Here is a 21,984-nt window from a genome sequence, read left to right as displayed (position 1 = left end):
ACAGCCGCAAAACGTCCACATCAAGGATAGCGAACAGGCCGCCTGTGCGTCTTGTAGCAATCTATGGCATAAAGAAGGTTTCCCACTCACTTGAGCGCCGAATCTGTCGGGGCTTTTTGACACAAAACGGCTATGACAACACTGGATTCATCTTTGCAATTTGCAAGCCTGACCCAAGGCAAGCAGGCCATCGAACTGGAATATCAACGAATCGCCCCTGAACGCGAGACCGCCCCCCTGCTGGTGTTTCTGCATGAAGGCCTGGGTTCGATTGCCATGTGGAAGGATTGGCCTGCCCAGTTGTGTGCGCAAGCCGGCTGTAGTGGCTTGGTTTATTCACGCTACGGCTATGGCCGGAGCACCCCGCGCCCGGACAATAGCCCGAAAGAGCCGGACTATCTGCACGAACAGTCGCTGGAAGTGCTGCCGCAATTGCTGAAACAGTTGGGGGAAGATGGGAAGAAACGCCCGATTGTGCTGGTCGGCCATAGCGATGGCGGATCAATTGCCCTGCTGGCGGCCAGCGGCTTTAGCGACAAGCTGCAAGGCATTGTGGTGATGGCCCCGCACCTGTTTGTGGAAGATATTTCCCTACGCGGTATTCTGGTCGCCCGCGAAGCCTACGAACAAGGCTTTCTACGTGAACGTCTGGGCCGTTATCACGATGATGTGGAATCGGCTTTCTGGGGCTGGAACGCTACTTGGACAGATCCCCGGTTTCGCGACTGGAATATTGAAGAAGACGTCAAACGCATCACCTGCCCGGTTCTGGCGATTCAGGGTGTGGATGATGAGTACGGCACACTGGAGCAGATCCGCCGAATCAAGGAATTGGTGCCACACACAGAGCTGCTGGAGCTGGAGCAATGCGGACACCTGCCCTACCGGGATAAGGAAGCGCAGGTGAACCAGGCGATTGTGGACTTTCTGACCCGTACCGCCCGCTAAGCGAAAAACTCACTTAACTCCTAGGGCAGCACACACCACTAAGCGGCAGATTTACTCAAAGGCGGCGGCTGCTCGACCCAGGCGGTCATTGACCGCCTGCCAGTCTGGCGTATCCGGGCAACGCTGCACCCAAATATGTTCGTACTGCCCTTGATCCAGGCGACGCAACATGGCGTACAAGTCCTGGGCATAGACCTGCGCATCGGGACTGCACACATACCAATCGTGCACATCCGCCGAGAATGGCGGCAAGGCCGCAAAGGCCACCACGGCCTGCTTGCCCCCTTCAGCCAAGGCGGCCTGCACCGCAGGCGCACTGCCTTCATCAAATAAAGACAAAGGGGTACGGGGCGCGTAATGCGCTTTCAAGCTACCCGATACTTGTGGAGCTTGTTGATCCGGGCTGGCAGGCTCGTAACCGATGACCCCAGCAATCATGGCCGCCGTGATATGGCCGGGCCGCAAAAGTACAGCGCCGACGCCTTGATGGGTACGCGACACGTCCACGATGGTGGACTCGATGCCTACCTCTGAAGGGCCGGCCTCCACAATCAGCAACTCGTCTGCACCCATGTCTGCAAACTCGTCCCGAACGTGGCTGGCCGCGGTAGGCGATACCTGACCAAATTTGTTCGCCGATGGCGCAGCCACTCCCGCCTGCCCGCTAGGCTTAAGTTTCGCCATACTTTTAAGCAAGGCTTGGGCCACAGGATGGGAAGGACAACGAATGCCAATACTGCTCTGCCCCCCACTGACCGTATCGGGAATAGCGGGATTACGCGGCAAAATCAGGGTCAATGGACCGGGCCAGAAAGCGTCAATCAATTGCTGCGCTACGGGCGGGATCTCTGTTACCCAATAGCGCAGATCCGCTCCAGGAGCCACATGCACAATCAAAGGATGATTGGCTGGGCGACCCTTGGCCTTGTAGATCAACTGCACGGCAGCGGGGTTTTCTGCATCGGCCCCCAAACCGTAAACCGTCTCGGTCGGGAAGGCGACCAGCCCCCCTTGTGCCAGCACACGAGCGGCTTGCTCAATCTGTTGTTCCGAAGGGCCTGGGTGGGTATCAGACATGATCAAAGGCGATATGCAAAGCTGCAGCGGCACGGGCTGTACGATCACGCACTTGCTGATCCGACTCGCCCACAATATTGACGTGCCCCATCTTGCGTCCCATGCGCGCTTCGGTTTTACCGTACAGATGCAGGGACACGCCTGGGACCGACAACAAGGCCGCCCAATCCGGCTCACGCATCTGGCCTTGTTCGTCGAACCAGATATCGCCCAGGATATTGAGCATCATTGACGGACACAGCGCCTGCGTATCGCCCAAAGGCAAGGCCGCCATTACGCGGGCTTGCTGTTCAAACTGACTAGTGACGCAGGCATTCATCGTGTAGTGGCCGCTATTATGCGGACGAGGGGCAACCTCGTTGGCCAGCAAACGGCCATCTTCCAGAATGAAGAATTCCACGCACATGACACCCACATAATCCAGCGTGCGAGCGATTGCAGCAGCAGCCTGACGCGCCTGTTCGGACAAAGCATCATCCTGGAACTGGGCACTGATGGTGGATACCGCCAAAATGCCATCCCGGTGCTCATTACGAGCGCAAGGGAAGGTCTTGACCTGATCATCCAGGCTACGTGCCAAGACAACCGAAATTTCGGACTTCAAGGGCTGCAAGGCTTCAAGCACACAGGCTTGAGAACCAAACTGGGCAAAAGCAGCCAAGGCCTGGTCACGGTCAGCAACCCGGGCCTGGCCTTTGCCGTCGTAGCCAAAACGAGCCGTTTTCAAAATACCGGGAAACAAGGCACCGTCAGCCGCTTGCAAGTCAGCCTGGCTTTCAATCGCAGCATAAGGTGCCACTGGCACCCCCGCCTGCGAGATAAAGGCTTTTTCACGGATACGGTCCTGCACAATGCCCACGGCATCGCCCGACGGCGTGACCCGTGTGTATTGCGCCAACGTCAGCAAAGACTGGGCTGGCACATTTTCAAATTCGGTACTGACGGCCTGACACAGCTCCCCCAGACGGGCAAGCGCTTGCGCATCGTCGTAGGCCGCACAGATATGCAGATCCGCCACTGCTCCGGCAGGGCTAGCGGTGTCCGGGTCCAGCACCGCCACTTTGTAGCCCAGGCTTTGGGCACTATGGCAGAACATGCGGCCCAGTTGGCCGCCTCCAATCATGCCCAGCCAGGAGCCAGGTACAAGAAGGGCAGCATCAGTCATGGGGGTCATCATCACGAAATAAGATCAGGCAGAAGCAGGAGGAACACGCATGGCTCGGGCGACCTCAGTCTGGCGGGCACGGTACGCAATCAGTTTTTCAGTCAGCACGGTATCGTTGACGGCCAGATTGGCAATCACGTGCAGGGCAGCATTGGCCGCACCAGCTTCGCCAATGGCAAAGGTGGCAACCGGCACGCCCTTGGGCATTTGCACAATGGACAGCAAAGAGTCTTCACCACGCAGGTAGCGCGAAGGAACAGGCACGCCAAAGACAGGTAAATGGGTCAAGGCAGCCAGCATGCCGGGCAAGTGAGCCGCCCCGCCCGCACCGGCAATAATGGCCTTCAAACCGCGGGCAGGTGCCTGGGCACCGTAGTCCACCATATCAATCGGCATACGGTGGGCAGAGACCACACGGCACTCATAGGACACACCAAATTCGTCCAGAATGGCCACTGCCTGGCTCATGACATCCCAGTCACTGGAGGAACCCATCACAATGCCCACAACAGGAGCAGTCTGGGTCGCAGGAGCTTGTGTTTGTACGCTCATTAGAGATACGCCCTAAAAGGAAGAAGGCGCCATGCTGCCAGGCGCCTTGGTATTCAAAAAATGGGGATAGCCCCCACGCGGCCCGGGCCTGCGCCCAAGGGCTGCATCAACATGCCACCCAAGAGCGATAAGGTCCAAAGAGCCATCACACCCATTACGCCGTCAGGCGTTCCAGGGCTTCGCGGTATTTAGCAGCGGTACGCTCAGCCACTTCCGCAGGCAAGCGCGGTGCAGGTGGCGTTTTGTCCCAGACCTGGGTTTCCAGCCAATCGCGCACAAATTGCTTGTCGTAGGAGGGAGGGCTGATGCCTTCAGCGTAGCTGTCAGCAGGCCAGAAACGCGAAGAATCCGGGGTCAGCACTTCGTCCATCAAATGCAGCTGGCCTTGATCGTCCAGACCGAACTCGAACTTGGTGTCGGCGATCAGAATGCCACGGCTGGCAGCGTAATCCGCCGCTTCGGTGTACAAGCGCAAGGTCACGTCACGAATCTGTTCTGCCAATTCCTGGCCCACTTCCTTGACCACGTGAGCAAAATCCACGTTCTCGTCGTGCGAACCCATCTCTGCCTTGGCGGCAGGCGTGAACAGCACGTGTGGCAGCTTGGCTGCTTGCTTCAAGCCTGCCGGCAAAGTGATGCCGCAAACCGCGCCTGTGGCCTGGTAGTCTTTCCAGCCCGAACCGATCAAGTAGCCACGAGCCACGGCCTCGACCATGATGGGCTTCAAGCGTTTCACCACCATGGAGCGGCCAACAACCTGATCGCGCTCTTCAGGAGCCACTACGTCCTCAGGGTTCACACCCGTCGTGTGATTAGGGATGATGTGTGCCAGCTTGTTCAGCCAGAACTCGGTCATCTGAGTCAAGACAGCACCCTTGCCGGGAATGGGGTCGTCCAGAATCACATCAAATGCCGAAATGCGATCACTGGCCACAATCAACAACTTATCCTCACCCACCGCATACATATCCCGAACTTTGCCGCGCGCGAGTAGCGGCAAGGAGCTCAGGCTGGATTGATGTAAGGGCTCTTGCACGATTTCATCCTTAAAACGAAAACATCCCGCTGACGATAATTGCAGGCGGGACGACAATCCCGACACCACCGGTGCCGGGCAAAGGCGCGGAGCCCAAGCAGGCAGTTGTGCTGCCCACCCCTACTCCGCCTGACAATTACTGAACGATCTGGGACAGTTCGCCGGTGCTGTACTGGCGAGCGATTTCGTCCAGAGGGATCGCCTTGATCTTGGAAGCTTGACCGGCGGCGCCGAACTGCTGGTAACGGGCCACACATACTTTCTTGGCGGCTTCGCGAGCAGGTTTCAGGTATTCGCGTGGGTCAAATTTCTCTGGGTTTTCAAACAGGAAACGACGGATGGCAGCGGTCATGGCCAAACGGATATCGGTGTCGATATTGACCTTGCGCACACCGTATTTGATGGCTTCCTGAATTTCTTCTACGGGCACGCCGTAGGTTTCTTTCATATCGCCACCGAACTGGCGGATTTCAGCCAGCAATTCCTGAGGCACGCTGGAGCTGCCGTGCATGACCAGGTGGGTGTTAGGCAAGCGGCGGTGAATTTCTTTCACGCGCTCGATGGACAGAATGTCGCCAGTGGGCTTGCGAGTGAACTTGTACGCGCCGTGGCTGGTACCGATGGCAATAGCCAGAGCGTCCAGTTGAGTGCGAGTCACAAATTCAGCTGCTTGCTCGGGGTCGGTCAGCAGTTGATCCAGGGTCAGAACGCCGTCTGCACCGTGGCCGTCTTCCTTGTCGCCTTGCATGGTTTCCAAGGAACCCAGGCAGCCCAGCTCGCCTTCAACGGTCACGCCCAGCTTATGAGCCATATCGACCACTTTGCGCGTCACTTCGACGTTGTATTCGAAGTCGGCAATGGTTTTGCCGTCGGGCAGCAAGGAGCCGTCCATCATGACGCTGGAGAAACCCAGTTCGATGGCGCCCTTGCAAATTTCGGGGGACTGGCCGTGATCCTGGTGCATCACGACGGGAATGTGGGGGTAGGACTCAACGGCAGCTTCGATCAGGTGACGCAAGAAAGCTTCACCAGCGTACTTACGAGCACCGGCCGAGGCCTGCATGATGACGGGGCTGTCCGTCTCCGAGGCGGCTTCCATAATCGCCTGGACCTGCTCCAGGTTATTGACGTTGAACGCTGGAATACCATAACCGTGCTCGGCCGCGTGATCGAGCAGCTGGCGCATGGAAACTAGGGCCATGAGAAGACCTCCTGAAGACTAAAATAAGTGAAAAACTTGACGGGGCATGGTTAATGCCCCGCCGATTATTTGTTGAGCATGTCAATTGGCAGGCCGACGCGCCGACTTGGGGCGAAATGCCTGCACCACATGTTCATGAGTTTGTGCGTAGGGTCCGCCGATCAGGTCGATGCAATACGGAACGGCTGCGAAAATCCCCGGAACCAGAATCTGGCCGGTTTCCGAATCTCGTAATCCTTCCAGTGTTTCCTGAATGGCTTTGGGCTGCCCGGGTAGATTGATAATCAGGGCAGCGTGATCCTGAATTTCCCGGATGACCGCAACTTGCCGCGACAAAATCGCTGTTGGTACGAATTTTAAACTGATTTGGCGCATCTGTTCACCGAATCCGGGCATTTCGCGTGTTCCCGCGTCCAAGGTGGCTTCTGGAGTCACGTCGCGACGGGCCGGGCCAGTGCCGCCTGTAGTCAAAATCAGGTCGCAACCTGCTTCAACCAATTCTTCCAATGTGCCGGTAATCAAGCTGCGCTCGTCGGGGATCAAGCGTTCCAGGTAGGCGGGCTTGACGGTCAAGGCCGAGTCCAACCAGCCGCGCAGCGCCGGAATACCTTGATCCTGGTACTGTCCTGTGGAGGCACGATCCGAAACCGACACCAAACCTATGCGCAATTGATCCGGATGCTCACGGGGAGACTGGCGAGTAAATGTCATGGTTTTCCTTGGAACCGAATAAACTACAGGCCCTGAACGGGCCTGCCAATAGCTCGATTGTAACGAATCGCAGTGGGGCTTAAATACAACGTCCGCCATCCACCTCAATGCATGTACCGGTAACGAACTCCGCCTCATCGGAGGCCAGGTACAAAGCGGCAGCGGCCACATCCTTAGGAGTGCAAAAACGTCCTAGGGGAATTCCCGCCAAAAAGCGGCTGCGATTCTCCGGGGTGTCTGGCATGCCCATGAACTGCTCCAGCAAGGCCGTGTCACCAATGACTGGGTTGATGCAGTTGACCCGAATATTATCCGGCCCTAATTCTGCCGCCATCCCTTTACTGATCGTCACCACCGCACCCTTGGTGCCGTTGTACCAAACCAGTCCCGGGCGAGGCCGCAACGCTGCGGTGGAGGCAATATTAATGAAGGAACCCGAGCCCTGGGCCCGCAAATAAGGCACAAAGTGCTTGGCGGTCCAGTACACGCTTTTGACATTGACGGCATACACCAGGTCAAACTCGCTCTCGCTGACCTCCAGCAAGGGCTTGTTGCGGTGCGTGGTACCGGCATTATTAACGATGATGTGCAGCCCCCCGCATTCGCGCAGGGCAATGTCCAGCAGGGCATGAACTTCGTCCCCTTGCGATACATCGCAAGCGGCAAAAATGGCCTGACCGCCGGTGGCCTGAATCTGGGCAGCGGCAGCCTGCCCCTGTTCCGCATTCAGATCAGCAATCACTACACGCGCTCCTTCTCGTGCAAAGCGCTGCGCAATGCCCAGGCCAAAGCCCGATGCACCGCCAGTCACGATAGCCACTTTGTCTTGCAATCGCATGTTTGTCTCCTTCTGCTTTTTATAAAAATGGCGGCTCAGCGCCGCCATCCATGAATAGTCTTTAGCGTTCAGCTGCCATGCTGCCAGAAAACATCTGAAGCCACAGCCGCGCTAACCCCTAAATTCCCTGCCATTAACTAGGGGCATGACGCAGCGCAACGGTTTTCAGACTGGTCAGAGCATATAAGGCTTCAAAGCCCTTTTCGCGTCCAATACCGGACTGGCCTGTCCCACCAAAGGGCAGCTCTACCCCGCCTGCCGCGCCGTAATTATTCACAAAGACCTGGCCTGCCCTTAACTGCCTGGCCATACGGACCTGACGGGCGCCATCACGCGTCCACACACCGGCCACCAGGCTATAGGGCGTGCCATTGGCCATTGCTATCGCTTCCTGCTCCGTACCGAAAGGCTGCGCCACCAGCACTGGACCAAAGATTTCCTCCTGCGCCAACCTATGGTCAGTCGGCACATGATCCAACAACACGGGAACTTGGTAGAAACCTCCAGCCGGAGCTTTGGAGTCCAGTTTTCCTTGCGCCAAGACCACAATGCCGTCCTGATCCAGGTTTTCCAGATAAGAGCGCACACGGGCTTGCTGCTGGGCACTGATCAGGGGGCCGCAATCCAGATTGTCGCTGGCCGCCCCCGTCAGCAAGCCTTTGAAGGCCTGGGCCAGACGCTCGGTAAAGTCACCATAAATGGCACGCTGAATCAGCACACGGCTGCCAGCCGAACAAGTTTGGCCGGCATTTTGCACAATCGCATTCACCACTACCGGCAAGGCAGCATCCAGATCCGCATCCGAAAATACAATCTGGGGAGACTTGCCGCCCAACTCCAAGGTCACTGGAACGAAGTTCTGTGCCGCCTGCAAAGCCACCTGACGCCCCGTTCCCGGCGAGCCGGTAAAGGAAATATGGTTGATGTCTGGGTGAGCGGACAAAGCCTGCCCCGCTTCACTGCCCAAACCGGTGCAGATATTGAGCACACCCGCAGGCAAACCGGCCTCGTGCAAGAGCTCGGCCACCCTCAACAAAGACAGGCTGGCATCTTCCGCAGGTTTAACGACGCAAGTATTCCCGGCCGCCAGCGAAGCCGCTACGCTGCGGCCAAAAATCTGCAGGGGGTAATTCCAGGGGATGATGTGAGCGGTCACACCCAAAGGCTCACGCAAAGTAAATGCGGTCATGTCCCAGCCCAATGGGATTGTCTGACCATGCAGCTTGTCGACCGCGCCGGCATAAAACTCGAAATAACGCACAATCGCACCCGCATCAGACTGAGCCTGGCGCAAAGGCTTGCCCGTATCGCGCGATTCCAGACGCGCCAGCTCCTCTCTGGCGTCAGACAAGACACGCGCGCAGCGCAGCAGCAACTGGCTACGCTGTGCCGCACTCATGCGGCTCCAGGGGCCCTGGCTGGCTCGCCGGGCGGCCTGTACGGCCCAATCAATATCCACCTCGGACGATTGCGCCAGTCGGGCAAAGGTTTCGCCCGTAGAGGGGTCAATAACCGGTAGCAAACCACCGCCCTCCGCGCCAAGCTGCTGCCCGTCAATCCAATTGCGACACTCCATGACCGCCTCCAATGCTATTGTTATCTCAGCCAATCGAGCTTTGCTCGAGATCATTCTACTCAAGGACCTGCTGCTGTGGATTCTCAAAACTGTACTTTGCTCTTAGCTGGCGCTGGCGATCTAGGCACGCGCACTGGGAAGCTGGCCCGCCATCATGAATGGCCCGTCATTGGGCTGCGCCGTCATGTGCCCTTGGACGACAATAGCGGTATTGAATGGGTGACAGCGGATTTAAGCGATCCCAGCTCCCTGCGGCTGAAGCACCGCAAGATCAGTCACGTCCTATACGCCGTTTCCCCCGATCAGCGTAGCCAGGCAGCTTACGAGCGAGTATTTATACAAGGTCTGGAAAACCTGCTGAACGAGCTGGATCTGAAAGCCTTGAAACGCTTTATTTTTGTCTCCTCCACCGCCGTGTACGGCCCGAGCACCGAATGGGTAGACGAGAACTCGCCCACCGACCCCTCCCAATTTAACGGCCAGGTTTTGTTGGAAGCCGAACAACTGTTGCATCACCGCATCCCCGCCCAGGCGGTTGTGATCCGTCCCAGCGGCCTGTACGGCCCAGGGCGCACCCAACTACTGGATCGCTTGCGTGAAGGCCGTGCCACAGTCCCTGACGACTCGGAGCACTGGGCCAACCGTCTGCATATTGAAGATGCCGCCCGCGCCTGCTGGCATTTGCTGCGCACCGCGGCCCCCTTCCCTTGCTACATAGGCACAGACAGCCGCCCTTACCGGATCACGGAACTGTATGACGGGCTGGCCGATCTTCTGGAAGTCCCCCACCCCGAACGCCGCCCCTCCGATGAAGGCGGTAAACGACTCAGCAACCAACGGCTGCTGGATAGCGGCTTTCAACTAGAGTGGCCAGATGCTTTGCAAGGCTACGCACAGTTAATTAAAGATGGCGCGTAAAAAGCTGGTCTTGGCACGATGACTATAAAGAGAGATTTTGGATGATGGTCGATATTGATCTATACAAAGTCAGCAAAAAAGCCATTCGTTTGAACATCAGAGCGCCTGAATCTCTAGTGCACCGAATCGATGCTGTGGCCAAGGCCCAGCCTCTGTCCCGCTCCGCATTTCTGGCAAAGGCAGCTGAACGAGAAATGGCCAATGTCTAAACCCTAAGAGCAGTGCAAACAAAAAAGCCCGTCAACTTCCGTTGACGGGCTTTTTCTTTTAGTAGAAGCCTTATCAAAGTCTTCTACTGCAGCGATACAAGCGATTTAGGCCTTGTCTTCCAATGCAGCCACAGCTGGCAGGCGCTTGCCTTCCAGGAACTCCAGGAAGGCGCCGCCACCGGTGGAGATGTAGTCGACATCGTCACCAATGTTGAACTGGGCAATCGCAGCCAAAGTGTCACCACCGCCTGCAATCGAGAATGCCTTGGAATCAGCAATCGCACGCGACAGGGTTTCAGTGCCTTGTGCAAAGGCCGGAAATTCAAACACACCCAAGGGGCCGTTCCAGACCACGGTGCCGGCCTTGGCAATGATGGCGGCGATCTGTTGGGCCGTTTGCGGTCCTACGTCCAGAATCATGTCGTCATCTTGTACTTGGTCAGCCGCCTTGGTTTCAGCGGCCGCATCCGCAGAAAAAGACTTGGCGCACACCACGTCCACAGGGATAGGCACTTCAGCACCGCGCTCTTTCATGATGCGGATCACTTCGCGGGCCTCTTCCAGCTGACTGTCTTCCACCAGCGATTTGCCAACAGACAAGCCGCTTGCCAGCATGAAGGTGTTGGCAATGCCGCCACCGACCACCAGTTGGTCAACCTTTTCAGCCAAAGCACGCAAGATGGACAGTTTCGTGGACACCTTGGCACCACCCACAATCGCTACCAGAGGACGAGCAGGTTGGTTCAGAGCACGGCCCAAGGCCTTCAACTCGGCTTCCAGCAAGGGGCCTGCACATGCTACGGGAGCAAAGCGGGCGATCCCTTCGGTAGTCGCTTCGGCGCGGTGAGCCGTACCAAAGGCGTCGTTTACGTAAACGTCACACAAGGCCGCCATTTTGCGAGCCAAATCCGAATCGTTTTTCTTCTCGCCGACGTTGCAGCGGCAGTTCTCCAGCAGCACAACCTGGCCGGGCGAGACCTGCACACCATCCAGCCAGTTACGGCGCAGTTCAACAGGCATGCCCAACAGTTCGGACAGACGCTGCACCACGGGTTCCAGCGAATCCACAGGCTGGCATTCGCCTTCCTTGGGACGGCCCAGATGCGAGGTGACCATTACCGCAGCGCCGGCATCCAGCGCCATGCGAATGGCAGGTACCGAAGCACGCACACGCGTATCTTCAGTAATGCGTCCGTCTTGCAAAGGGACGTTCAGATCAGAGCGGATAAACACCCGCTTGCCTCGCAGCGCGTCCGTTTCGGCCAGCGCAGACAAGGTCTTGATGCTTGTAGACATGGATTTTTTGTTCTGGGAATTAACGTGACAGGGGCGGAAATTCCGCCCCTGCTATTCAGATCTTACTTGGCCGACATCAGCGCAATGGTGCTGTCGAGCATACGAATGGAGAAGGCCCACTCGTTGTCGTACCAGGCCGCCACTTTCACCATATTGCCGCCGGTGACTTTGGTCAGCAGGGAATCAACCGTGCTGGAGGCCGTCGTGTGGTTAAAGTCGATGGAGACCAGAGGTTCGGTGCAGTAATCCAGAATGCCCTTCATGGCGCCTTCCGAAGCCGTCTTCAGGATGCTGTTCACTTCTTCAACGCTGGTGTTGCGGCTGGCGACGAAAGTCAGGTCAACCATGGACACGTTGATGGTGGGAACGCGTACGGCGTAACCGTCCAGCTTGCCATTCAGTTCTGGCAGCACCAGACCCACAGCGGCAGCAGCGCCGGTTTTGGTGGGGATCATGCTGCTGGTGGCCGAACGGGCACGACGCATGTCTTTGTGACGCACGTCGGTCAGGACCTGGTCGTTGGTGTAAGCGTGGATGGTGGTCATCAAACCGCTGAGCACGCCCAGTTCCTTGTGCAAGGGAGCAACCAGGGGAGCCAGGCAGTTAGTGGTGCACGATGCGTTGGAGATCACGGTGTCCGTGCTCTTCAAGATGTCGTGGTTCACGCCGTACACAATGGTGGCGTCCACATCTTTACCGCCGGGGGCCGAGATGATGACTTTTTTGGCACCAGCCTGAATGTGCTCGCCTGCTTTTTCTTTGGTAGTGAAAGCACCGGTACATTCCAGCACCACGTCCACACCCAATTCAGCCCAAGGCAAGGTCAGCGCATCGCGCTGGCTCAGCAAGCGGATACGGTCACCGTTGACCACCAAGTAGTCGCCGTCCAGCGACACATCGGCGTTAAAGCGGCCATGCACGGAGTCATAGCGAGTCAGGTGTTCGTTGATCTCGGCACCGCCCGAAGCGTTGATGGCCACGATCTCGATATCGTGTTTTTTGCCGTACTCGTAGTGGGCACGCAAGATCATGCGGCCGATACGACCATAACCATTAATTGCGACGCGAATCGTCATGTCAGACTCCAATTACAAAATTTCTTGAACGGCCGCAGCGACCTTGTCCGCCGTCAGACCAAAATGCTTGAACAGGACGCCAGCCGGGGCGGATTCGCCGTAGGTGTCAATACCCACTACAGCGCCTTCCAGACCCACGTACTTGAACCACAGCCCTGTCGTACCGGCCTCAACCGCAACACGCGGGATACCGGGGGTCAGAACCTGATCACGCCACTGCTTGTCCTGGGCGTCGAACAAATTGGTACACGGCATGGAAACCACTCGGGTTGCAATACCTTGTTCGGCCAGTTGCTCTTGAGCCTGCAAAGCCAGACCGATCTCCGAACCCGTGGCCATGATGATGGCACGTGCATCTTGCGCATCGCGCAGCACGTAACCGCCACGGCGGATGTTCTGGATGGTTTGCGCATCACGTTCCACAAAGGGCAGGTTCTGGCGCGACAGCAGCAAGGCGCTAGGACCACCGCCCTGCACATCCATGCCAATGCTGGTAGGACGCTCGACCGCACATGCCCAGGCCACTGCCGTTTCCGTAGTGTCGCATGGACGCCAGACGTGCAGATTGGGGATCAGACGCAAGCTGTTGGCATGCTCGATGGATTGGTGCGTAGGACCGTCTTCGCCCAGACCGATGGAGTCGTGGGTGAACACGTGTACAACACGTTGCTTCATCAAGGCAGCCATACGGATGGCGTTGCGCGAGTAATCCGAGAAGGTCAGGAAGGTGCCGCCAAAGGGCAGGTAACCACCGTGCAGGGCCAGACCATTCATGATGGCAGCCATACCGAATTCACGAACACCGTAGTTGATGTGACGACCAAAGTGCACACCATCAGCATGAGCGCGAACTGCTTCAGCGCCCTTCCAGTCTGTGAAGTTGGAGCCAGTCAGGTCAGCCGAGCCGCCCAGCATTTCAGGCAACACATTGACCAGCGCGCTAATGGCCAGTTGCGACGCTTTACGCGAGGCAATGGTTTCAGCTTTTTGAGCAGTTTCTTCAATAAAGGCTTGAACCTTGGCACTGTAGTCGGCAGGCAGTTCGCCTTTCAGACGGCGTGCCAACTCAGCGGCCAGTTCAGGATGGGCCTGGCTGTAGGCATCAAAACGTACTTGCCACTCAGCTTGCTGGGCGCCACCTTTTTCGCGGCAATCCCAGCCTTGGTAGACTTCCTGAGGAATTTCAAAGGGACCGTGGTTCCAGTCCAGCGCAGCGCGGGTAGCGGCGATTTCATCAGCGCCCAAAGGAGCACCGTGAACTTTCTCGGAACCGGCTGCGTTAGGAGCACCCTTGCCAATCACGGTACGGCAACAAATCAGGGTTGGGCCCGTGCCTTCTTTGGCATTGCGGCGAGCTTGTTCGATGGCCTTGTGAATCGAAGCGGCATCGTGGCCGTCAACGGCACGGATCACATTCCAGCCGTAGCTCTCGAAACGGGCGGGCGTATCGTCGCCAAACCAGTTTTCGACTTTGCCGTCGATGGAAATACCGTTGTCGTCGTACAGCACCACCAGCTTGGACAGCTTCCAGGTACCGGCCAAAGAGCAGGCTTCGTGCGAGATGCCTTCCATCAGGCAGCCGTCACCGGCGAACACCCAGGTCAGGTGATCCACGACATCGTGGCCTTCGCGATTGAACTCGCGCGCCAACAAAGCTTCGGCCAATGCAAAACCGACTGCGTTGCCCAGACCCTGGCCCAAAGGCCCGGTCGTGGTTTCCACGCCAGAGGTAATGCCCACTTCGGGGTGGCCCGGTGTGCGCGAATGCATCTGACGGAAGTTACGCAGTTCTTCCAGAGGCAGGTCGTAACCGCTCAGGTGCAACAAAGCGTAGATCAGCATGGAACCGTGGCCGTTTGACAACACAAAACGGTCACGATCAAACCAGGCAGGGTCGGCAGGGTTGTGTTTCAGGTGCCGGGACCAGAGAACCTGGGCGATATCGGCCATGCCCATAGGCGCACCGGGGTGGCCCGAATTAGCTTGTTGCACGGCATCCATAGACAAGGCACGGATGGCATTGGCTAGGGTTTTATCAGAGGCTGACGCAATATCCATTAGAAGCTCATTGGGGCGGCGGCGCGGCAATTCCGACTGGTAGACGGCTCACGGCCCTGATTAGTTTATAAAACGCGCTATTTTAGCATTGCTGGCGCTAAACCGCCCCCACTTGAGCCGGGGCCTTGCGCTTTCTTACCCAAGCTCGGGTACGGTATGCTTGTGCGGTTTTTTATGCTTGATGGTGTCCTTATATGGCAGCTCCCCGTTTCTACCACTCCCTGGCCCTGCAGGCCGACACCGAGATCGCCCTGCCCGAGGCACTGGCTCATCACGCCATTCGCGTTCTGCGTTTGAAGGATGGCCAGGACATTGTGCTGTTTGATGGCCAAGGAGCCGAGTATCCCGGCACCTTGCGTATCGACGGCAAGAAAGGCTATGCCAATCTGGGCGCTGCCCTGGAACCGGCACGCGAACTGGCGGGCCGCATCACCGTACTGCAAGGCATCGCGTCCAGCGACAAGATGGACTGGATTATTGAAAAGGCGGTGGAGCTGGGGGTGAGTCGCTTTGTGCCTGTGCGCGCCCAGCGCAGTGTTTTGCAGTTAAACGCAGAGCGACAAGCAAAACGGATGGCGCACTGGCAAAGAGTCATTGAATCGGCCAGTGAACAATGTGGCCGTAACCGCTTGATGGAACTGGCCTCGCCCGTGACCTTGGCCGAGTACGTTCGTGAAACAAGGACCGGACTGCATTTATTTTGCGATCCGGATGCTCCACAACAATTGTCGCAGGTCATTGGCCCGCAGGATCAGGCCATCACCCTTTTGATTGGCCCTGAAGGCGGCTGGTCACCTGAAGAACAGAAAGTGGCACTGGGTGCCCAAGCTCAGGCGATTCGTTTTGGACACCGCGTCTTGCGGACCGAAACTGCCGCCTTGGCGCTGACAGCAGCGATCAGCGCCTTGCAAGGCTGGGAGTAAGCCTTACTCCTCGTCCTGGCCGGAATAGGAAGCAGGGTCCACGCCGGGTTCCGGATCAGGATGCTTACCAGCGTGCAGAACGACACAAACAAACAGGCGCTCGTTGTTCGAGGCCCAGGCGTGCACATCTTCACAAACACCCAAAATAGCCTGGGCGTCTTTTTCCAGTGCAGGATCGCCACTGTGCAGATTGTCCAGCCACAGGGCCAGCCCGGCTTTTTGATCCAGCACGGTATCGCACAGGCAATCGTAGAGTGAATCCAGATTGCCACCAAAAAATTCAGGGTAATCGACAGCTTTGGCTACTGCGCGCAACACGGCAGAGCGATTGCGTGCACGATCGCAACTTACTTCCAGAGCGCTCAGGCCCTGGGCCTGTGCCTGCTCCATAAAATCAGCAGCCGTCAGGCCCGTTGCGTCGAGCACACCGCCTTGTTGCAAAGCTTCTTGCAAAGTCAGGGATTGGCTCATTAGGACGCCTCCTTAAAAAACGCTAACACTTCTTCACGACGACTCATGGTATCGGTCTTTCCTAACTCGATCAGCTCTTGGGTGTAGCCGGACTCGAATAACAAGTATGAAATTAATGCGCCGCCTGTGGTCGGACCGGACTTTGAAGATACACCAAGTACTCGAAATAGGGTACGTGCAGCAGTTGGCATCTGATGAATATGCCGAGTGGCAATTTCATCCAGCGAACGGCTGGGAGTGATGGCAAACGTGCTGACAGGACGCAGCGATTGGCTTTTTAATCCATTTGCAGGCATATAGGCAAGCAATGTATTGATGCGTTCCATGCGCTCGATATCCGTTGACACACTATCCAGGAATATGTTGGATAAAGCGTAGCCACTGATCTGTGCCAAAGAGGGATAGGGAGGATCCTTGGATTCTTGCTCATGATAGGTGTTATCCGCGTATCCCGTGCCCACAATAAGCACCTTGTGCGCCCCTAAATGAATGGCCGGACTGATGGGAGCCAACTGACGCATGGTGCCGTCACCACACCACTGAGTTTGCTTGCCCACCTGCAGGGACTGAGCCGGAAACATGAAGGGAATAGCACTGGAGGCCATCAGGTGATCCACCCCGATGACACCCGGTATGGCCCGGCGCAGATTGCGTGTCCAGGGGCGTATGCGCTCATCAGACTGATAAAAAGTCAGATGCTCACCCGTGGTGTAGGCAGCGGCTGTAATCGCCAAGGCTCCCAGGTGTCGCTGGGCCAGGTTGCGTTGCAGACGGTCAAAATCCAGGCTGTTTTCCAGCAAGCTGCGCAACGGTGAGTTGTCCAGCATGGAGTGCGGCATATGGTCGCGCAAGCGCGGAGACAGCCAACCCAAAGCCAGAGTCGCCACCCAGTGCGCGCTGGTCGCCAGCAACTGCAAAGGGTCGGCATGAAAGATATCGTTGGTGTGCAGCGTGGCCCACAGCTGTTGTATATGGTCGACAGCCTCATGCGGCCGATCGGCACGACACGCCAGCCCTGCCGCATTGATAGAGCCTGCCGACGAACCACAAATAATATCGAAGGGATTACGAAACTGCGGGTTTCGATCCGGGTCCAGCAGCTCCAGCAAGCCGGCCAGGACCCCGGCCTGATATGCACCACGCGCCCCGCCCCCATTCAAAATCAAAGCGACAGGAGCGGGGGAGCGCGAAATCATAATGCGTGTCAGCCTTCAGTAGCGACGTTGGCATCCACCACCGTCACCGCTGTCATATTGACGATACGGCGCACCGAGGAGGTCGAGGTCATGATGTGAACCGGCGCCCGGGCACCAAGCAAGAATGGGCCGATGGCCACATTACCGCCCGCCGCCGTCTTGAGCAGGTTATAGGCGATATTGCCCGCTTCCACATTCGGGCAAACCAGCAGGTTCGCCTCACCACTCAGGGCCGAAGTGGGCAAAATTTGCTGGCGGGCTTTTTCGTCCAGGGCGCAGTCACCGTGCATTTCGCCATCCACTTCCAGGCCGGGGTCCAACTTGCGCACCCGCTCCAGTGCGCCGCGCATGGTCACAGCAGCGGGTGAGTCATTGGTGCCAAAGTTGGAACTGGACAGCAAGGCCACCTTGGGTTCGATATTGAACTGGCGCATCTTGCGAGCCGCAGCCAAGGTAATTTCAGCCACCTGATCCGAATTGGGATCATGGTTGATGTGGGTATCAGTCAGGGCAACCGTGCGTTCGCTCAGCAGCAGGATATTCATGGCCGCATAGGTTTCGACGCCCGGTGCTTTACCAATCACCTGATCCACCAACTCCAGATGGTTCTCGTAACGGCCCACCGTCCCGCAAATCATGCCGTCCGCATCGCCCAGGTGCAGCATCATGGCTCCGATCAAAGTCGGGCGACGGCGCATTTCCACACGGGCCATCTCTTTGCTGATGCCACGGCGCGACATGATTTCCCAATAGCTGGTCCAGTAGCGATGGAAGCGATCATCTTGTTCAGGGTTCGTGACTTCCACATCAATGCCCAGACGCAGGCGCAGGCCGTAGCGTTCGATACGCTGCTGCAAGACCGCGGGACGACCCACCAGAATGGGGCTGGCCAAACCTTCGTCGACAATAATCTGTACGGCACGCAAGACGCGCTCGTCCTCGCCTTCAGTAAACACCACGCGCGATTTCGCACCATCTTGCACCAGACCACGGGCCAGCGAATAGATCGGCTTCATGAACGAGCCGGATTTGTACACGAACTGGCGCAGCTGATACACGTAGCTTTTCAGGTCCGCAATGGGCCGCGTAGCCACCCCTTCATCCATCGCAGCCTTGGCAACGGCGGGGGCAATGCGCACGATCAGGCGCGAATCAAAGGGACGGGGAATGAAGAAAGACGGGCCGAAGGACACTTCTTCCAGGCCATAGGCCGCGGCCACACCCTCGTCCTGCTCTTCACGAGCCAATTGGCAAATTGCCAGCACGGCCGCTTTTTCCATGCCGCGTGTAATTGTGGTGGCGCCTACGTCCAGCGCACCCCGGAAAATATAGGGGAAGCACAGCACGTTATTGACCTGATTCGGGTAATCCGAACGGCCGGTTGCCATGACCACATCGTCACGCACCGCATGGGCGTCTTCAGGCAAAATTTCAGGATTCGGATTGGCCAGGGCCAGAATCAATGGCCGAGCAGCCATTTTTTTAAGCATCTCGGGTTTGAGCACGCCACCGGCAGACAGGCCCAAGAACACATCAGCGTCGCTGATCACATCGGCCAGCGTGCGGGCATCCGTTGGTTTGGCAAAGCGAGCCAGCTCAGGCACCGGCGATCCCGGGCGGCCTTCATAAAGCACACCGTCAATATCAGTAACCCAAATATTTTCCAGCGGCAGGCCCATATCGATCATCAAATCCAGACAAGCCAAGGCAGCAGCCCCGGCCCCTGAAGTGACCACTTTCACATCCTTGATGTCTTTACCGACTACGCTCAGACCGTTCAGGAAAGCGGCAGTCACACAGATGGCCGTACCGTGCTGGTCATCGTGAAAGACGGGGATGCTCATGCGCTGACGCAGTTTGCGCTCTACTTCAAAGCACTCGGGTGCCTTGATGTCTTCCAGATTGATACCACCAAAGGTGGGCTCCAGACCCGCAATAATGTCGACCAGCTTGTCCGGGTCGGTTTCATTGATTTCAATATCAAAAACGTCCAGACCGGCAAAGCTTTTGAACAGCACCGCCTTGCCTTCCATCACCGGTTTGGAGGCCAGTGCGCCAATATTGCCCAGGCCCAGCACAGCCGTCCCGTTGCTGATGACCCCAACCAGATTGCCTCGTCCGGTATAGCGAAAGGCGTTTTGCGGATCTTTGACGATCTCCTCGCAAGCGGCCGCCACCCCGGGCGAATACGCGAGCGCCAGATCCCGCTGGTTTGATAACTGTTTGGTCGGCGTGACCGATAACTTTCCGGGCCTGCCCTGTTCGTGATATTCCAGGGCTGCTTTCCGAAAATTGGCGTCCATGCTGTGTACCTACCCAAAAATCCATTTAAAAACGGACCGGGATCGCCAGCACGCCACAGCGTCAATTCAAACAAGTCATTTGCTTGCTCAAGATCTTTGTCGCCGAATGCCTTTGTCGTGTCTTTAGCCCCAGTCGCCGTGCTTGGCCTCCAGGGGCAAAGCAAGGACCATTCTAGCCTTTGCCTGCTGCTCAGGGTCAAGCGCAGGACAGTCCTGTCCTACAGCGCCTGACCTGGATACACAAAGCGGTCCACAGGATCAAACAGCGCCTTGATACGGCTGTCCACGTCCTGCGCTTGCCAGGACTGCTCCTGATTCGGCCAGGACCAAGCGTCAGGGTCCGATGCGCGTAGCACGGCTTCATCCAGCACCAGCCACTCCACCCAGGCCAGATCGCCGCCGTGCCCCAACATCAGGTGTGCCAGATTGATGCCCTCCCCGTCTACGGGTTCCAGAGCATCCAATCGGTAGCGGCCGGGCCAAAGCGTTTGCCGCAAGGCTTGAGTCTCCGATTCGCCCATCAGCTGGAACAAGGCCGGAATCAATTGCTGCATACGCAGGCTATCAAGTGGATTGCGGTTGTCTTGACCAAATGGCCCCAGAGCCGCTTGTGTGTTATCCGCCAGGATGACCGAACAGTGCAGGACGCCGGACAGGGCGGTACGGCCCGTGGGCCAGTCATGCTGACGTCGGTCCGCCAACCACGCGGCCACCGTCATACCGGCAGGCGCATCGGCCACACCTTGAAAACCTTTGGCTTCCATTTCCCCCAGCAGACAGCCGGGTTGCACAAACCAGCGTGTTGAATTGGGTTCCAGACGATCACAGCGGGCCATTTGACGCCCGGGAGCCAGAACAATCACCGGGCCATCCGCTTCACTGGCCAAGGGGACACCATCCAGACGCACCGTCACACCGTACTCGGCGGCCAGCGTCAACACCATGTGTACATCCGCGCTGGAGGCCGGTTCTAAGCGAGCCTGCTCGTGATCGGGTTCTGCACTGAGTTCCGTCCACTCACCCTGAACTCGGGCTTTCAAGCGCGAGCTAAATGTCTGCCAAGCCGTCTGGGGAGGACGACGCCCCGTCAAAAATGCACGCCGCGATGTAGAAACCATAGACTTTTCCTGCAACAAACCTAAACTGAAGGCCAACTGGCCCGCTGGTTTGCGCCCTCCTCGAGCACACGCACATGCCACAGCCACCTGACGCCCTTTTGAGCAAGGTCCTACAATACACTTTTTACCCGAGATTTGCCGTATGTCACGCCTCGCCAGCCGTACCGAACACGTCCTGCCTTTTCATGCCGTTGAACTTTTCAAACAAGCCAATGCCTTGCAAGCCACAGGCCGTGACATTATCAGCCTGGGGATTGGTGAGCCGGACTTCACCGCGCCTCAAGCCGTAGTCGATGCTCTGCATCAGGCCAGCACCCAGGGTCTTGGGCAGTACACTGCCCCAGCCGGTCTGAGTGCCTTGCGCGAACGCATTGCCCTGTACTACGAGCAGCAATTCCAGGCCCGTGTGGACCCTTCCCGTATTGTGGTGACTGCCGGTGCCTCGGGTGCTTTGTCGCTGGCCACGCTGGCCCTGATCAACCCGGGCGATGAAGTGCTGATGCCCGATCCCTCCTACCCAGCCAATCAGAACTTCATCATGGCTGCCGGGGGTACGGCACGCCTGATTCCTGCCACGGCCGAGGAACGTTTCCAGCTCAGCGCCCAGCACATCCGTGAACATTGGGGCCCTAAAACGCGTGGTGTCTTGATTGCCTCACCCAACAACCCGACAGGCGCCACCATCTCGCGTCCGGCGCTGCAAGAGCTGATCAAAGAAGTGCGCGCCCGTGATGGTTTCATCATCATGGACGAGATCTACCTGGGTCTGTTTTATGAAGAAGCCCCATTGAGCGCCCTGACCCTGGATCAGGACATCATTATTATCAATAGCTTCTCTAAGTACTTTCACATGACGGGCTGGCGTCTGGGCTGGTTGATTACCCCGCCCTGGATGACTGAAGTGTGTGAACGCATGGCTGCCAGCCTGGCAATTTGCGCCCCCTCGCTGGCCCAGCATGCCGCCCTGGCCTGCTTTGAGCCAGAAACCATGGCCATTTATGAAGAGCGTCGCCTGGCCTTCAAACAGCGTCGCGACTATCTGCTGCCAGAACTGGAGCGTTTAAGGCTGCACGTCCCCGTGCGTCCTGATGGTGCGTTCTATATCTATACGGATATTCGTGAGTACAGCCAGGACAGCGATGCCTTCTCGCAGCAACTGTTGCATGAAGCTGGGGTAGCGGCGGTGCCCGGTCGTGACTTTGGCACCTTCCACGCTCCCCACACACTGCGTCTGTCCTACGCTACAGGCATGGATCGCTTGCAGGAAGCAATCAGCCGTCTGGGGCAATTTCTGGGCCGCTAAGCCCAGCCC

20 protein-coding genes are annotated in these 21,984 nt (G+C 57.5%); 5 read left to right on the top strand and 15 right to left on the bottom strand.

Annotated features, from left to right (window positions below):
• Positions 1 to 132 precede the first annotated feature (132 nt).
• Entirely contained in the window at positions 133 to 948 is an 816-nt protein-coding gene (locus tag AC1RSM_RS11000) for an alpha/beta fold hydrolase (RefSeq protein ID WP_492932423.1), read from the top strand.
• A gap of 51 nt (positions 949 to 999) precedes the next feature.
• Here AC1RSM_RS11000 and AC1RSM_RS10995 read toward each other — a convergent pair whose 3' ends face one another.
• The 8 genes from AC1RSM_RS10995 to AC1RSM_RS10960 all read right to left on the bottom strand — a co-directional run bounded on the left by AC1RSM_RS10995 (position 1,000) and on the right by AC1RSM_RS10960 (position 9,104).
• Positions 1,000 to 2,025, bottom strand: coding sequence for an L-threonylcarbamoyladenylate synthase (locus tag AC1RSM_RS10995; protein WP_492932421.1), 1,026 nt, complete (start codon positions 2,023 to 2,025; stop codon positions 1,000 to 1,002).
• The gene (locus tag AC1RSM_RS10990; protein WP_492932419.1) at positions 2,018 to 3,190 is read right to left on the bottom strand and encodes a 5-(carboxyamino)imidazole ribonucleotide synthase; all 1,173 of its coding nucleotides are present in this window, start codon (positions 3,188 to 3,190) and stop codon (positions 2,018 to 2,020) included. The genes AC1RSM_RS10995 and AC1RSM_RS10990 overlap by 8 nt, the downstream gene beginning before the upstream one ends.
• Before the next feature lie 24 nt (positions 3,191 to 3,214).
• The gene (purE, locus tag AC1RSM_RS10985) at positions 3,215 to 3,742 is read right to left on the bottom strand and encodes a 5-(carboxyamino)imidazole ribonucleotide mutase (RefSeq protein ID WP_492932417.1); all 528 of its coding nucleotides are present in this window, start codon (positions 3,740 to 3,742) and stop codon (positions 3,215 to 3,217) included.
• Between the two features lie 154 nt (positions 3,743 to 3,896).
• Positions 3,897 to 4,778 carry a phosphoribosylaminoimidazolesuccinocarboxamide synthase gene (locus AC1RSM_RS10980; protein ID WP_492932415.1) on the bottom strand — a complete coding sequence of 294 codons (882 nt, stop codon included), beginning with the start codon at positions 4,776 to 4,778 and terminating at the stop codon, positions 3,897 to 3,899.
• A gap of 136 nt (positions 4,779 to 4,914) precedes the next feature.
• Complete coding sequence (gene fba / locus AC1RSM_RS10975) at positions 4,915 to 5,979, bottom strand: class II fructose-bisphosphate aldolase (RefSeq protein WP_492932413.1); 1,065 nt, start codon at positions 5,977 to 5,979, stop codon at positions 4,915 to 4,917.
• Positions 5,980 to 6,060: 81 nt separating this feature from the next.
• A complete protein-coding gene (gene mog / locus AC1RSM_RS10970) occupies positions 6,061 to 6,690 on the bottom strand; it encodes a molybdopterin adenylyltransferase (protein ID WP_492932411.1) in 630 nt (209 codons plus the stop codon).
• Positions 6,691 to 6,769: 79 nt separating this feature from the next.
• Positions 6,770 to 7,528, bottom strand: coding sequence for a glucose 1-dehydrogenase (locus AC1RSM_RS10965; RefSeq protein WP_492932409.1), 759 nt, complete (start codon positions 7,526 to 7,528; stop codon positions 6,770 to 6,772).
• A 133-nt stretch (positions 7,529 to 7,661) separates the two neighbouring features.
• Entirely contained in the window at positions 7,662 to 9,104 is a 1,443-nt protein-coding gene (locus AC1RSM_RS10960; protein WP_492932407.1) for an aldehyde dehydrogenase family protein, read from the bottom strand.
• Between the two features lie 75 nt (positions 9,105 to 9,179).
• Between AC1RSM_RS10960 and AC1RSM_RS10955 the strand changes: the two genes are divergently transcribed.
• Both AC1RSM_RS10955 and AC1RSM_RS10950 read left to right on the top strand, forming a co-directional pair.
• A complete protein-coding gene (locus AC1RSM_RS10955; RefSeq protein WP_492932405.1) occupies positions 9,180 to 10,022 on the top strand; it encodes an NAD-dependent epimerase/dehydratase family protein in 843 nt (280 codons plus the stop codon).
• 41 nt (positions 10,023 to 10,063) lie between these two features.
• Positions 10,064 to 10,231, top strand: a complete 168-nt coding sequence (locus tag AC1RSM_RS10950) for a type II toxin-antitoxin system HicB family antitoxin (protein ID WP_492932403.1) — start codon at positions 10,064 to 10,066, stop codon at positions 10,229 to 10,231.
• A gap of 105 nt (positions 10,232 to 10,336) precedes the next feature.
• Here the strand turns inward: AC1RSM_RS10950 and AC1RSM_RS10945 are convergent, their stop codons facing one another.
• The 3 genes from AC1RSM_RS10945 to tkt form a co-directional block, all read right to left on the bottom strand.
• Positions 10,337 to 11,527: a phosphoglycerate kinase gene (locus AC1RSM_RS10945; RefSeq protein ID WP_492932401.1), complete on the bottom strand. Its 1,191-nt coding sequence runs from the start codon at positions 11,525 to 11,527 to the stop codon at positions 10,337 to 10,339.
• A 62-nt stretch (positions 11,528 to 11,589) separates the two neighbouring features.
• Positions 11,590 to 12,603, bottom strand: coding sequence for a type I glyceraldehyde-3-phosphate dehydrogenase (gap, locus tag AC1RSM_RS10940; RefSeq protein WP_492932399.1), 1,014 nt, complete (start codon positions 12,601 to 12,603; stop codon positions 11,590 to 11,592).
• Positions 12,604 to 12,615: 12 nt separating this feature from the next.
• Positions 12,616 to 14,661, bottom strand: a complete 2,046-nt coding sequence (tkt, locus tag AC1RSM_RS10935) for a transketolase (protein ID WP_492932397.1) — start codon at positions 14,659 to 14,661, stop codon at positions 12,616 to 12,618.
• Between the two features lie 194 nt (positions 14,662 to 14,855).
• Between tkt and AC1RSM_RS10930 the strand changes: the two genes are divergently transcribed.
• A complete protein-coding gene (locus tag AC1RSM_RS10930) occupies positions 14,856 to 15,584 on the top strand; it encodes a 16S rRNA (uracil(1498)-N(3))-methyltransferase (protein ID WP_492932395.1) in 729 nt (242 codons plus the stop codon).
• Positions 15,585 to 15,587: 3 nt separating this feature from the next.
• On the opposite strand, the gene AC1RSM_RS10925 is transcribed toward AC1RSM_RS10930, so the two are convergent.
• The 4 genes from AC1RSM_RS10925 to AC1RSM_RS10910 form a co-directional block, all read right to left on the bottom strand.
• Positions 15,588 to 16,055, bottom strand: coding sequence for a barstar family protein (locus AC1RSM_RS10925; protein WP_492932393.1), 468 nt, complete (start codon positions 16,053 to 16,055; stop codon positions 15,588 to 15,590).
• Positions 16,055 to 17,251, bottom strand: a complete 1,197-nt coding sequence (locus AC1RSM_RS10920) for a patatin-like phospholipase family protein (protein ID WP_492932391.1) — start codon at positions 17,249 to 17,251, stop codon at positions 16,055 to 16,057. The genes AC1RSM_RS10925 and AC1RSM_RS10920 overlap by 1 nt, the downstream gene beginning before the upstream one ends.
• A gap of 8 nt (positions 17,252 to 17,259) precedes the next feature.
• A complete protein-coding gene (locus AC1RSM_RS10915) occupies positions 17,260 to 19,554 on the bottom strand; it encodes an NADP-dependent malic enzyme (protein ID WP_492932389.1) in 2,295 nt (764 codons plus the stop codon).
• Positions 19,555 to 19,772: 218 nt separating this feature from the next.
• Positions 19,773 to 20,672: a hypothetical protein gene (locus AC1RSM_RS10910; RefSeq protein WP_492932387.1), complete on the bottom strand. Its 900-nt coding sequence runs from the start codon at positions 20,670 to 20,672 to the stop codon at positions 19,773 to 19,775.
• A gap of 142 nt (positions 20,673 to 20,814) precedes the next feature.
• Between AC1RSM_RS10910 and AC1RSM_RS10905 the strand changes: the two genes are divergently transcribed.
• The gene (locus AC1RSM_RS10905; protein ID WP_492932385.1) at positions 20,815 to 21,975 is read left to right on the top strand and encodes a pyridoxal phosphate-dependent aminotransferase; all 1,161 of its coding nucleotides are present in this window, start codon (positions 20,815 to 20,817) and stop codon (positions 21,973 to 21,975) included.
• The last annotated feature ends 9 nt before the right edge of the window (positions 21,976 to 21,984 follow it).

It is taken from the genome of Alcaligenes sp. GW821-FHT11D07 (genome assembly GCF_058808495.1).
This window is presented reverse-complemented; position numbering and strand designations above follow the sequence as displayed.

Bases quoted from the DNA above. Each gene is read 5' to 3' on its own strand.
- AC1RSM_RS11000 (WP_492932423.1), top strand. From the start codon at position 133: ATGACAACACTGGATTCATCTTTGCAATTTGCAAGCCTGACCCAAGGC.
- AC1RSM_RS10995 (WP_492932421.1), bottom strand. From the start codon at position 2,025: ATGTCTGATACCCACCCAGGCCCTTCGGAACAACAGATTGAGCAAGCC.
- AC1RSM_RS10990 (WP_492932419.1), bottom strand. From the start codon at position 3,190: ATGACTGATGCTGCCCTTCTTGTACCTGGCTCCTGGCTGGGCATGATT.
- purE (WP_492932417.1), bottom strand. From the start codon at position 3,742: ATGAGCGTACAAACACAAGCTCCTGCGACCCAGACTGCTCCTGTTGTG.
- fba (WP_492932413.1), bottom strand. From the start codon at position 5,979: ATGGCCCTAGTTTCCATGCGCCAGCTGCTCGATCACGCGGCCGAGCAC.
- mog (WP_492932411.1), bottom strand. From the start codon at position 6,690: ATGACATTTACTCGCCAGTCTCCCCGTGAGCATCCGGATCAATTGCGC.
- AC1RSM_RS10965 (WP_492932409.1), bottom strand. From the start codon at position 7,528: ATGCGATTGCAAGACAAAGTGGCTATCGTGACTGGCGGTGCATCGGGC.
- AC1RSM_RS10960 (WP_492932407.1), bottom strand. From the start codon at position 9,104: ATGGAGTGTCGCAATTGGATTGACGGGCAGCAGCTTGGCGCGGAGGGC.
- AC1RSM_RS10950 (WP_492932403.1), top strand. From the start codon at position 10,064: ATGATGGTCGATATTGATCTATACAAAGTCAGCAAAAAAGCCATTCGT.
- AC1RSM_RS10945 (WP_492932401.1), bottom strand. From the start codon at position 11,527: ATGTCTACAAGCATCAAGACCTTGTCTGCGCTGGCCGAAACGGACGCG.
- gap (WP_492932399.1), bottom strand. From the start codon at position 12,603: ATGACGATTCGCGTCGCAATTAATGGTTATGGTCGTATCGGCCGCATG.
- tkt (WP_492932397.1), bottom strand. From the start codon at position 14,661: ATGGATATTGCGTCAGCCTCTGATAAAACCCTAGCCAATGCCATCCGT.
- AC1RSM_RS10930 (WP_492932395.1), top strand. From the start codon at position 14,856: ATGGCAGCTCCCCGTTTCTACCACTCCCTGGCCCTGCAGGCCGACACC.
- AC1RSM_RS10925 (WP_492932393.1), bottom strand. From the start codon at position 16,055: ATGAGCCAATCCCTGACTTTGCAAGAAGCTTTGCAACAAGGCGGTGTG.
- AC1RSM_RS10920 (WP_492932391.1), bottom strand. From the start codon at position 17,251: ATGATTTCGCGCTCCCCCGCTCCTGTCGCTTTGATTTTGAATGGGGGC.
- AC1RSM_RS10915 (WP_492932389.1), bottom strand. From the start codon at position 19,554: ATGGACGCCAATTTTCGGAAAGCAGCCCTGGAATATCACGAACAGGGC.
- AC1RSM_RS10910 (WP_492932387.1), bottom strand. From the start codon at position 20,672: ATGGTTTCTACATCGCGGCGTGCATTTTTGACGGGGCGTCGTCCTCCC.
- AC1RSM_RS10905 (WP_492932385.1), top strand. From the start codon at position 20,815: ATGTCACGCCTCGCCAGCCGTACCGAACACGTCCTGCCTTTTCATGCC.